General features: G+C 68.1%; 1 protein-coding gene (only partly in view). It reads right to left on the bottom strand.

The annotated features are described in order from the left end of the window. Window positions 1-4: 4 nt before the first annotated feature. Window positions 5-13,471 carry the 3' portion of a sigma factor-like helix-turn-helix DNA-binding protein gene (locus KV110_RS04915; protein WP_218473823.1) on the bottom strand. Its footprint extends 22,320 nt past the window's final position, so the window shows 13,467 of its 35,787 coding nt (coding positions 22,321-35,787); its start codon lies beyond the right edge, outside the window; it ends in the stop codon at window positions 5-7.

Below are 13,471 nucleotides of genomic sequence, written 5' to 3'. Positions count from 1 at the left end.
GTGGTTATCGATCATCGGCCTGGCCGGTGCCGGTTTCCCGGCGCCTGCGTTCGGCAGCCTCGCGCACGTCGCGCATGAACCGTTCATACAGTAGGTGCTGGGCCGGGGTGGCGCGGTCGCCGTGGAAGATCACCGCGGCGCCGGATTCGGGGTACGCCTCCTTCAGGTTCAGCGATCCGTCCTTGGTGAAGCTGTACCCGGTGAGCTGGGCTTCCAGCCAGTCCGAGAAGTCCGGGACACCCGCGGGATGCTGCTGCTCGTACAGCTCGATCAGCGCGCTCAGCGCGGCAAGCCGGTCGGCCCGCATCGAGGCGGAGTCGACGAAGAATCCGGTGGTGTTGTGCACCGCGTGCAGGGATTCGTGCACGATCGTGCTGCGCACCGGTTGATCGGGCAGACCCGCGAGGAAGCCCCGTGCGATCGCCTCGGCCACCGTCTGCCGGTACAGCTCGGGATTGATGGCGTACCGCTCGTTCAAGGTGATCGACAGCGTTCCCACCACCTGGTCGTCGGGCGCGACAATCGCGCGGGTCGTGCCGAGCGTGCCGTCGTCCAATGGCGCGAATCCGACCAGCCGGACCGCCATCTCGGGATGCCGTTCGAGCATTTCCCGCAGCGTCGCCTCGAATTCACGGACGACCGGCAAAGATACACCGGGGGTGTCGAATCCGAAACCGACGATGCGCGCATCCGCGAGTCCCGCTTGCAGCGCACGCCTGGCGTCCAGGTGCGCGCCCTCGTCCCCGATCGGGTCCGGCGCGATATCCACGCTCTTGCGGTGCCATCGGCCCGCCTGCTCGACCAGGACGTCGTGCAGAACCTGCTCCCCCGCGGTGACATCGGCGCGTTTGCCCATGACCGCCGCGAACGATTCGCGCAACGCGCGGCGGACATGGAACGCCCCGGCGTCGTCGAAGCTGCCCGGCCGGAATTCGGTCGTCAACCATCGCGTGAACGCCGCATCGGTCATCGGCCCGACGTGTGCGGTGTAGTGCTCGTGCAATGCGGGCATCGCGTAGACCTCGGCGCGCCAGCGCCCGGCGTAGACCATCGCGTCGCCGAACTCGCGCAGCACGGCGTGGTACAGCGGCCCAGCCGGTTGGCCCGCCTCGGCGGCCACCGCCGCGTTCAGCACGATCATCTCCGTGTACAACGCCCCGCCGAGTTCGACGTGCTCCAGTCCGATCACCGCCTGGACGGCCCGGTCCGTTTCGAGAATGGAGGCACCACGCAGCTCGATCTCCGGATGCGCCGTCAGGGCGTCGTGTATTGCCTGCGCGTACTCCCTGACGCGGCCGAGTTCCAGTCCGGGAGTATCGAATCCAACGACTTCCAGCCCGTGATTCTCGCGCAGCGCGGCGGCCAATTCCGCGATCGTCGCGTATCGGCCTGCGTCCCACGGGGATTCCGGCAGCGGCCCGGTGTCTTCGCGCGGCGCTTCCGCATCGGGGCCGTGCTCGCCGACCTGCCGCTGTTCGAGTTCGTGCGGCTTGGCAGCGACATTTCTCGAGATGGATGCGGACGGTCCCCCCTCGCCCGGTTCGTCGATCGACCCGGCCCGGCGGCTCGCATCGGCCTCGCGCGCCAGCAGCGCCAGCCGGTCGTGCAGCACCCGCTGCGGCTCGGTGGCCTGGTCACCGTGCAGGAAGACCGCGGCCGCCGCCTCGGCGTACGCCTCGGGCAGATTGAGCAGCCCTCGATCATCGAAGCTGTAGCTGCTGAGTCCGTCGCGCAGCCACCGATGGAACTCGGCGGTGTCGACTTCGAAGCGGTCCCTGCCGTACGCCTCGATCAGGTCCCGCATCGCCGCCGCATTGTCCAGTCGCGCACCGACGACGGAGACGTCGAACTCGGACAGGTAGACGTTGTGCAGGCCATGGAACATCTCGTGCACGAGCATGGTGTAGGCAGGCGGGTCGACCGGGCCGACCAGGTGTCCGGATGCCACCGCTTCGGCAACCGCGTTGCGGAAGTACTCCGGATTGATCGCGTACCGCTCGTTCAGCGTGATCGAGTAGCTATAGGGCTTGCCACCGGGTTCGAAGTGCAGTCGGGTTTGCGCGAACGCACTGTCGATCAGCGGAGCGATTCTGATGGCGCCGATATCGATTCCCGGATACGCGCCCTGCACGTCCCGGACCGCCGCCGCGAACTGCCGCACCATGTCGAGGTGGACGCCGGGGAGATCGAGGCCGAAATGCATGATGCCGAACTCCTCGAACAGCGCGTCACCGATCGCTTTCCGGTCAGCTGCCCTGGAGGGATCGACGCCGATCGGCAGGCTCGGGTCGTATGGGTTCTTGCCGTGCCAGATCTCGGCCTGTTCGACCAATACCCGGTGTAGCACTTGTTCCGCCGGGGTGGCGATGGAGCGGTCGTTGACCACCGCTTCGAACGCGCCCACCAACGCCTGCCGCGGATCGTAATCCCGCTTGGCGTCGAAGTAACCGTCGAATTCCCGCTCCAGCCAGCGGCGGAACGCCGACTCCGCCTGCGGCCCATGGGTTTCGGTGAAGTGCGCGCGCAGCGCAGGCAGTGCCTCGACCTCGGCACGCCAGCGACCGGCAATGACCATCGCGTCGCCGAAACCGCGCACGGTCGCGTTGTAGATGGTCCCTTCCGGGAGGGTCGCATCGGTGGCCAGCCGCTCATTGAGCACGAGCCACGCGGTGTGCAGCGCGCCGGGCGGCAGTTCCTCGCTGAACCCTGGCAGAGCGAGCGTGTCCCGAGTCAGCTCCTTGATGGCGACGCCACGCAGATCCAGCTGTGGATGTGCGGCGCGCATGTCGAGGACCGCGTGACCGAACTCCACCAGGTTCTTCCCGACCAGCCCCGGCGTATCGAATCCGGTGACACCGAGGCCGACGTGCTCCATCAGCGTCGCGACGATCTCGGCGTCACCGAATTCGCCTGTCGCGTTGTTGATTCGGCGCTCTTGCGCGTCGGGCCCCGCTTCTTCCGGTCGATCTTGCGAGCTGGACTTCGCCTCGTTCTCGTGCCCGCCCAACCCCGTCATGTGCTCGTAGAGTGCGCGCTGGCCGTCGGTGGCGCGGTCCCCGTACAAGACGACGGCGGCGCCCGCCTCCGCGTAGGCCTCGAGCAGTTCGAGATCGGCGGGGCGGCGGAAGAAGCTGTAGTCGGTGAGCTCAGCGACCAACCACGCCTCGAAGGCCCCTTGGTCCACCGGGCCCGGATGCGTTTCGCCGTACTTGTTCATCAACGCTTCGAGGGCGCTGTCGCGGACCTGCCCGACCTCCCAGGAGGAGATGCCTCGCGCGTTGTGCAGGGCATGCATCATTTCGTGCACGATCACCGAGTACGTCGGCCGTTCGGGCAAGGCGACCGCGAAGCCGGTCCGCACCCCCTCGGACACGTACTGGCGCAACAGTTCCGGATTGATCGCGAACCGTTCGCTCAGGACAATGACCGACTCGTATCCCGGCGCACGCATTCTCGGCATGGGGCGGGTAAAGGCAATGCCGTGTTCGCCGACGTCCAACGGTTCGATCCGGATGCCGCTCACGACGATATCGGGGTGTAGCGCGAGGATATCGCGAATTCCGTCGGCGAACTCGCGGGCCACACCGAGATCGACCAGCGGGAGGTCGAACCCGGAGACCGAGATACCGAGCTCGGCACGCAACGCCTCGGCGATTTCGGTCCTGGCCCGCACCAGTTCGGCGCGCTCCCCGGCGGCGACGGCGTGTGGCTCCTTGCCCGCCCATTTCTCGGACTGCTCGACGAGCACGTCGTAGAGGACTTTCATCCCCGGTGTGGCCGCGGTGCGGTCGAGCGTGACCGCGACAAAGGAATCCTGCAATGCCTTGCGGGGATCGAGCGTGCCGGAGTCGTCGAAGATCTTCGCGTCGAACTGCGTACGCAACCAGTCGTGGAAGCCGGAAGTATCAGTTACGCCGAGCTTTTCGCTGTAGTACCGCAGCAATTCCGGCATAGCGTGCACCTCGGCGCGCCACCGGCCGGTGAACACCATCGCGTCGCCGAATTCCCGCACCACCGCCTCGTACACTCGGCCGGTCGGCGCCGACGCCTCGTGCATCAGCTCATAGCTCAGCGCGATCCGCGCTGTGACTACCCCATTGTTGTCGACACCGAGCAGCGCGGCGGCGTCGCGCGATTGCCATTTGATGTCGAGCCCGCGCACCGGAACATGCGGGTGCGCCGCCATCAGGTCGTGCACCGCCTGGGCGAATTCGCGTTCCCGAGCAGCGTGAGCGGAACCGAAGACATGCGCGGCGATCCCGTGCCTGCGCTCGAGTTGCTGCCCGATATCCCGCGCGCTCGGCGGTTCGCTCTTCGCACCCCAACCCCAACGACGTTGCGCGGGCGGTGGTCCTTCTTCCGGCAGCGCCGACCGCCCCTCGAGCAGGGTCGACCGCCCTTCCCGGAGAGCCGACCGCCGCGCGCCGGGCTCCGGCTCGGGCCCGGCCATCCGGTGCGCGATGCCGCCGCCGTGCGCCTCGCGCGCCAGCCGCTGCAGTCGATCGTGCAGCACCCGCTGCGGTTCGCTCGCCTGATCGCCGCGCAGGAACACCGCGGCCGCCGCCTCGGCGTACGCCTCGGACAGATCGAGCTTCTGGTTCCCCTCGAAGCTGTAGGAGGTCAACCCGTCACGCAGCCACTGGTGGAACTCGTCCGTGCTGACTTCGCCGCGATCCCTGCCGTACGCCTCGATCAACGCACCGAGTGCGGCGGTGTACTCGCGCCGCTGGCCCTCCGGGGTGAGGTCGGACACGGACAGCGAGACGTTGTGCAATCCGTGGAACATCTCGTGCACGACGATGGCGTACGCCGGGCGATCGGCCGGACCGACCAGGTGGCCGTGGGTCACCGCGTCGGTGAGCTCGTTGTGGAAAAGCTCCGGATTGATCGCGTAGCGCTCGTTCAGCGTGACCGAGAGCGTGTAGGTCTTGCCGCCCCGGCCGAATCCCATTTCGGTTTGCGCGAAGGTGTCTTCGATCAGCGGCCCGATCCTGATGGCACGGAGATCGATTTCCGGATACACGGCCCGCACGTCGCGCACCGCCGCCGCGAAGTCGCGCACTATGTCGAGGTGGACACCCGGTGAGTCGAGGCCGAAGTGCTCGATACCGAGTTCCTCGCGCAGTGCGTCGCCGATCGCGGTTCGCTCGGCTACCCGCGCCGGATCCTCGACCGGCAGACTCGGATCCTGCGGGTCCTTGCCGTGCCAGAGCTCGGCCTGTTCGATCAGCAGACGATGGAGCACCTGGTCTGCCGGAGTCGCGGAGTAGCGCTCGTTGGCCACCGCTTGGAACGACGCGACCAGTGCCTTGCGCGGGTCGAAGGCGCCCTGGGCGTCGAAGCACCCGGCGAATTCTTGCTCCAGCCAGCGGGTGAACGCGGGCTCCTGCAGCGGCCCATGGGTTTCCGCGTAGTGCTGCCGGAGCGCGGGCAGCGCCGCCACCTCGGCGCGCCAGCGGCCGGAGATGACCATCGCGTCGCCGTACGCGAGCACGACCGCGTCGTAAACGGTCCATTCCGGCAGGTTCGGGTCGGTGGCCAGCCGCTCGCTGAGCACGATCAATTCCGCGTACACGGCACCAGGGGCCAGGTCATCGGAGTAACCAGGGACGGCCAACGAATCCCCGGCCAGCTGCTCGACGGCGACACCATGCAGATCCAGCTGGGGATACTCGGCGCGCATCTCGAGAATCGCGTGGCCGAGCTCCACCATGTTCTTTCCGACGATGCCGGGAGTGTCGAACCCCGCCACGCCGAGATCGACGGTCTCCATCAGTCGCGCGACGGCCTCCGCATCACCGGATCCACTTGTCGCCCTGTTGATTCGACGGGTCGGCGGGTCGGGAACCGTTTCCTGCGTGATGATTTCGCCGAGTCGCAGCATGGTCCGCCGCCGCAGTGATCTGACGGCGGTGTGCGTGCGATCCATCGCGGCCGAGATGGCGACGATCTGCTTGCCTTCCAGCATCGACAGGCGAGCGTATTGCCGCTCCGTCTCGGGGAGTTGGTCGATAGCGCGCCGCAAGACCTCCGGCGACTGCCGAGTCGTCCGCTCCACCAACGCGGTCGCATCGGCGAGGCTCATCCGCTCTTCACCGCGCAGCACCTCGGCCAGCCGCCGAACCGCGTCCTTCTGCAGGTTGTTCACCGCGTCTTCGGTCTTCTTCATGGCCGTCGCGACCTCGGCGGCAGTGTGCTCCTTCACGATCCGCAGCCGGATCACCCGCCGGTGCTCGTAGTCGAGTTGCTCCAGCGCGCGGCGGAATTCCGCGGGCCGGTCACGGTGGGTGGCACGCACCAGTGCCAGATCCGCACCACCCGGCCGGGCGGGCAGCGTCTCGCCGGAGAGCAATGTGGCCAGCGCCTGTACCGCCCTGCGCTGCGATCCGACCACCGAATTCTCGGTGCGGCCGAGCGCTTCGGCGATCTCGGCCACCGACTGCCCGCGCAGGAACCGCGGCTCCGCGACCTCCCGCTGCTTGCGCGGTAGCTCCTCGATGGCGCGGCGCAACCGGTCCGGGTTCTGCTCGGCCGCTTCGCGAACCGTCAGCAGATCGGTCGCGGCGACGCCACGCCTACCGCCGGAAGACGCTGTGTCCGTTGGCGTCACCGCGGCTTCGGGGCGCGCGCCGAGCAATTCGGCCAGTTTGCGTACCGCGCGGCGTTCCTGCGCCTCCACCGCCGCGGTGCCCTTGCCCATTTCCCGGGCAGCCTGCTCGACCGTGAGCCCGCGATCGAATCGGAGCTCGATCAGGCGTTGCTGATCGGGTGTCAGGCGCGCGGCCGCTTGCTGCGCGGCCGTCCGGTTGTCGCGGAATGCCGCCTCGACCCGCTGCAGTGCCTCGGTACTCGAGAACCGCTCGACACCGGTCAGCAATTCGGCGAGCCGGTGCACGGCACGAGATTTCACCAAGGCGAGCTGGGGTGCGCTGCGGTTCATCTCGGCGCCGACCTCATGCAGCGACCTGCCCTGTTCGTAGTGCAGCTCGGCGAATTGCCGTTGCACTCCCGGCAATTGGGCGATCGCGCGGCGCAGGGCCGCCTGATCGGTGCGCTGCGCCTCGACCACGACCCGCTCGTTCGGGGGTAGGTTCGTACCCCGCTCGGTGACAATGTGTCCCGCCAGTTCCCGAACCGCGGCGCGCTGCAATTGCTCGACCATCTCCGGCGGCAGATGTACCGCCGCGGCGATCTCCGTGGTGGAGCGTCCCTCCCAGAACCGCAGCACGATCACCTTGCGCTGGCTGCCGCCCATCTTCTGCAGCGCGAGCTGGATCTCGGAACGGGTGGCGGTGGCCAACGCCTGACTGTGCGGGTTGGACTCGATCAGTTTCTCGGCATGCCGCAGCGCCGCCTGAGTGGACTGCTGGAACCGGGTGAGCCTGGCATCCTGCGGCCCCGGCGAGTGCGCATCGCCGGCACCCTTGTTCGAGCGCGTCGGCAGTCCGTCCGGCACGGCGCCTGGCTCCGCGCGCGCCGGCGGCACCGCTCCCGGCTCGACACTCGGCGGAGTCAGCGCGACCAGGTGGTCGTAGAGCGCGCGCTGACCGGTGCTCGCCCGGTCGCCGAGCACGATCACGGCGGCACCCGCGTCGGCGTAGGCCTCGGGCACATTGAGGACATCGCTGCGGTGGAAGCTGTAGTCGTTGAGCTCGGTACGCAACCATTGCGTGAACTTCGCCTTGTCGACCGGGCCCGGGTGGGTCTCGCTGTACTTGTCGAGCAGCGCGTTCATGACGGCGTCCTGCGCCGCCCGCACACCGGCGGCGGAGTTCTCGAAACCGGTGCCGATGTGGACGACGTGGATCATCTCGTGCACGATCGCGCTGTACACCGGCCGATCGGGCAACGCGGTCTGGAAGCCGATGTGCACGTCCTCGGCCAGGTATTGCCGGAACAGCTCCGGGTTGACCGCGAACCGCTCGTTCAGCACGATCTCGGGCGCGTACTGGGACCGGCCGTTGCCGTAGGCAACTCGCGTCTCGGCGAAGACGTTCTCGTTCGCCAACGGCGCGATGCGGACCCTGCGCACATCGATGTCCGGGTGCAGAGCAATGACCTCACGGATCGCCGTGTCGATCTGTCGCACGGTATCGAGCGAGACCCCGGGCAGTTCGAGTCCGACGCCCTCGATACCGAACTCCCGGTCGAGCGTGTCGGCGATGTCGAGCCGATCCATGATGTGCTCGACGCCCTCTTCGGGCGCGACGATGTAAGGGTCTTCCCCTGCCCACTTCTCGGCCTGTTCGACCAGCACGTCGTGCAGGATCTGCTGTCCCGCGGTCAGCGCCGACGGGTCGCGCTTCGCGGTGACGAATGATTCCACCAGCGCGGTGCGCGGATCGAGGGCGCCGGTCCGGTCGAAGCTGCCCGCCTCGAATTCCCCGCGCAGCCACCGTTGGAAGCCTGGCTCGTCCAGTCGCCCATGGGTTTGCGCGTAATGCTGGCGCAGTTCGGTCAGCGCGTGCACCTCGGCACGCCAGCGCCCGGTGTACACCAGCGCGGTGCCGAATTCGCGCACTACCGCGTCGTAGACGCGGCCCGGCGGCAGCGACGGATCGCGGGCGAGCGCTTCGCTCAGTGCGATCGACTTCGTGAACACCGGCGCGCCGGAAAGCACCTCGTCCCGGAAGCCGAGTACCGCTTCGGCATCCGTTTCCGTCGGCCTGATGTCGAGCTCGCGCAGCGCTACCTGCGGATGCGCTTCCATCAGGTCGTGCACCGCTTGCGCGAACTCGCGGACCCGATTCAGGTCGGCGCGGCCGAAACGCTTCAGCTCGATGCCGTGCGTGTCGTCGAGCACCTTGGCCAGCTCTCGCCAGTCCGCGGCATCCTTTGCGACCCAACGGCGTTCCGCCGCGGGCGGGCCGTGGCCCGGTGGTTCGCCTTCCCCGGGACGTGCGCCGATCCGCGACTCCGGCCGGTCGGCACCGGCCGCACCGGACGATTCGCTGCCGTCGACGAGCGGATGTTCGGCCCGGCCGTCGGGGTGGAAGACGATGCCGTAGACACCGGCGACGTCCGCGGGGCGCGCACCCCACGGGTACGCGTATTCGTAGACGACGCCGGCGATCTTCTCGTGCACCATGACCTCGCCGTCGGGCGCGCGGTACACCACCATCGCATGCGCGCCGACTTCTCCTGTCGCACCGCGGAATTCGACCGCACCGAGCACGGTGTCACCGGTATCGCGCACGTGCGTGGCCAGCGCGTCCAGCGACGCAAATCCGCCGCGATGCCAGTCCGCGCCGGCCGCGGCCGCGTATTCTTCGGCGCTCACGCCGCGGGCCCGCACTTCCGCGGTCTCGGCCATCGGTCGGATTCCGCTGTTTCCGGTGACTTTCCTACCGAACGACAAGGATTCCGGCGCACAGTTTTTCGGCCCGTCCGCTGTCACGTGCGTCCGCGCGACGAGTCCATCCGGTCGTTCGAAGGCCTTCGCGCCCACTTCAGCACTGTCGCGGGTCAGCGCCGCGAATTCAGTCCACCGAAGCTGTGGCACCGATCGAGACTCTGGTGCGGCAACGGGTTCGGCGCGGGTATGAATCGGCGTTCCGCTGTTTTGCGGAGGCGAGCCCGCCCGGCGCGGCGGGGGTGGGTCGCCGAAGGCAACCTGCTTCGGTGCGCCCGAGCCGGATTCGCCTCGGCTCGACGGCGGAGTCGACAAGTCGACCACGCCACGTCCGCCGCGCGGCGACCAATCACGCACACCACGCCCGGCTCGCGGTTTGGTTGGCGGGTGTTCTGCGACAAGGTATTCGGCGATCCGATGCAATGCCGAGCGCTCGAAATCGCGCACCGCGTGCTCGGTGGTCCGCAGTGCCGCGGCGACGTCGGCGACGGACTTACCGTCTCCCCAGTACCGGAGCAGCACGACCTTCCGCTGATTCCCGTGCAGCAGGTCGACCGCGTTCTTGATATCCGCCCTGGTGGACTTGGCCAGTGACCGAGCGAGCGGGCTGGAGGCGTCAGGCCGCTCGGCGACGCGGACAGCTTCCCGAATGGTGTCCCGGAACTTCTCGAATCGGTGCTCGGCCACCACGCTCTTGGCAATGGCCTGCAACCAGTGGTCGACCCTGCGTTCCCCGATCGACCGAATGTTTTCCGCCGCACGTGCGAAGGTCTTCGCGGTCAGCGCCTCGGCGACGCGTCGATCGGGCACCTCCCCCGCCACCTGCTCGCCGATCTTGTTCTCGTGCAGTTCGCGAAGCAAGGCGAACGCTCGCGCGTCGCCCGCTTGCGCCGCCCGTGCCGTAGCGGGGAACGCCATGTCCGTGAGGTTCTTCAGCCCGTTGCGATACGCCTCCCGGACGGCCCCGTTGGTCGGCCTCGACCCGCTGCTGCGGCCTATCTCACCCGCCGCCTCCGGGATCGAACGTCCCTCCAGCACAACAAGTTCCACGATCCGACGTTGCCCATCGGCGAGCTGGGAGATCGCCCGTTCGACCCGGATCGGGTCCTGTGCCCGCGCGATGTCGATCAATGTCCGCCGCTGCGGCGTGGTGAACGACGTTGTGTCGGTAGCAATGCGGCCGACGGGTTCGCCGAGTCCGGGCAGCCGGTCCGCAAGGCGGCGCGCCGTTTGGTAGCGCAAGCTCTCGACCGTCTGAATGGACCGGTTCGTCTGCTCCGCGATCCGCTCGACAGTCTGCCCGTCCAGGAAGTGCCGCGTGCCGAAGTCGTGGAACGCGCCAGGCAGCCGATCGATCGCGGCGACCAGTGCTTTCCGGTTGTGCTGCAAGGCATCCTCGACCACGCGGATCGGCGAAACCCCGGCCGGGCGGGCGCCCATCTCGGCGGGCGCCGCGAGCAGGTCGGTCAGCTTGCGCACCGTGCGACCGCGCAGCAGCCACACGGCGGCCTCGCTCTTACCGGTCCGCTCCACGATCTGGGCGGTCGTCAGGCCTTCCTCGAAGTGCCAGCCGTAGAACTCGCGCTGCTCGGCGCTGAGGTGGTCGAGGGCTTCGCGCAGCGCGGCGGACTTGTCCCGATGGGCTTGCTCGAGCGCGACGATCAACGTATTCGGTGCCGGGCGTCCACTGAATTCCCGTGCCCCGGTGAGCAGGTCGGCGACGTGCTCGAACGCCGAGATCCGCTCCCCACGCAGGTGAGCGGGGCTCCGGCCGGTGGCACCCGCGATGTCCTTGATGGTCTTGTTCTCGAACAACAGCTGCTCGGCGAGCTGACGCCTGCGATTGGGCAGCTCCCCGATCGCCCGCAGCGCCTGCTCCCGGTTCTCGACCAACGCGGCCCTGATCAGCTGCTCGTTCGGCGACATCCGGCGGGCCGGTGGCGTGGCGGCGGAATCGGCTCGGTTCTCCGCGTGCGGATCGACTGGCCGGGCTTCCGCGCCGTCGCCGCGCTCGGCCCGATGCTCTACCAGGCGCAACAGCCGGTCGTACAACACCCGCTCCGCATCGGTCGCCCGTTCCGGGTGGAATACCACGGCGACGCCCGCTTCGGAATACGCCTCGGGCAGGTTGAGCATGCCGTCTTTGTCGAAGCTGTACCCGCTGAGCTCGCCGGCCAGCCACTCGTACACATTGCGCCAATTGCCCTGACCACGAACTTCGTAGAACTTGTCGACCAGTTCGCCGAACGCGCCCCGGTAATCCACCACATGTGCCTCGGCGAAATCCCGCAATCCGGCCGCGTACTGCACGGCGTGGAACGCTTCGTGCGTGATGTCGACCCGCACCGGATTGTCGGGCGGGCCGCTCATGAAGCCTTCGGCCGCGAGGCGCTCGAGCCGCTGCCGGTGCAGTTCCGGGTTGATCGCGTAGCGCTCGTTCAGCGTGATCGTCTTCGTGTAGACGGAACCGTCGTCCTTGACGTCATGGACGGAGCTGGCGAACGTCCCATCCGGCAGTGGCCCGACCTGGATCTCCGCCAGGTCGATCTCGGGATGCCGCGCGATCATGTCGCGCACGGTGGCGACGAACTCCCGAGCGGTGTCCAGGGGTACCCCGGGGATATCGAGTCCGGTCGCCGTGATGCTGTGGTCCTTGTCGAGCCGGGCACCGAGCTCGGCCCTGGCCCGCTGGTCGATCGGATCATGGACCAGCGGCACCAGGGGGCTGTGCGCGCTTCGGCCGTGCCAGATGTCGGCCTGCTCGACCAATACGTCGTAGAGCACGCGCTGGCCCGGGGTGGCGGTGTTGCCGGTGCCCGCGACGGCGGCGAACGAACGCACCAGCGCCTCACGCACATTGAGCGTTCCCGAACGCTCGAGAATGTCGGTGCCGAATTCCGCCATCAACCATCGCGTGAATTCCGGCTCACGGACGGGTCCGACATTGCTCTCGTAATACCTGCGCAATTCCGGCAGCGCGGAAACCTCCGCGCGCCACCGGCCCTCGTACACCATCGCGTCGCCCAACGCCTCGACGACGGTGTTGTACACCAGGCCGTCGGGCAGATGTTCGGCAGCGGCCAGCCGCTCGCTCAGGATGATGCCCTCGGTGAACAGCGGTGATTCGGGACCGCGTCCGGATCCGCCCAGCACCGTCTCGACGTTCTTCTCGATGTCCCAGACGTCGATCCTGCGCAGGTCCAGTTGGTGCGCGTCGACAACATCGTGCACCGCCTGCGCGTATTCGCGAAGCCGCGCGAGATCCACACCGGCACGGTCGAATCCGATGACGGCAAGTCCGGTCCGCTCGGCAAGACCCGCGGCGAGTTCCGGCGCGGTCCGATACTGCTTCGCGTCCCAGGCAGATATCGGGTCCGGCGCGGTATGCGCTCCGGAGTCGACCGCGGGTCGGTCCCCGGACTCTGCCAAGCCGCCCGGGTGCTCTGCCGCCGAACGCCGCGGTACCTCAGGCGAATCCGATCCGGCTGCGGCGGGTTTGTCGGCCCGAGCTTCGGGCCGTGCGTCGCCGTCGCGTCCGTGCGCTTCGCCGGGCCGCGCCTCGTCGATGGCGGTCCCGGACGTGCGATCGGCATCGAACACCGTCTCCGTGCGGGCCTGGCGGTGGAAGTCGTAGCGCTGGAAGTCCTCGGCCGGGACCAGGCCATCCTTCTCGACGAGTCGGCGCACCGCGCGATCGTTGGACTCGGCGGACGGCCAGTAGTGGCCACTGCCGTCGTCCATGGCGACCAGGCGACCACTCGGTACCTCCATCGACCCGGCGGCGGCCACCCGCTCACCCGCGAGGAACGTCGAATGGTGGCGTCGGCGCACCGCGTCTTGGGTCTCGGCGTAGAGATTGACGCTTTCGTCGATCACGAACATCACCCGACGCGAATCCGGATCGGCGCCCGCGACCTGGGACGAGTCGAACAGCTTCCCGTCCTTCGCCTGATAGAGCCTGCCGTCGGGCCCGACGACCAGCCGATACGCTTCCCGCTCGGCCGGGGTCAGGTACTCGACGCGCTCCATCAGCGACCGGCTCGGGTCGTTCTCGCCGTAATACTCTTCGCGCAGTGCGTGATCCGCAGGCAGGGCGGGTTCGGTGCGCGCGGGCGGGAT

This window comes from Nocardia iowensis (assembly GCF_019222765.1).
Taxonomy (GTDB): domain Bacteria; phylum Actinomycetota; class Actinomycetes; order Mycobacteriales; family Mycobacteriaceae; genus Nocardia; species Nocardia iowensis.
Note: the sequence above shows the minus strand (reverse complement) of the source record. Positions and strands in the feature narration are given on the sequence as shown.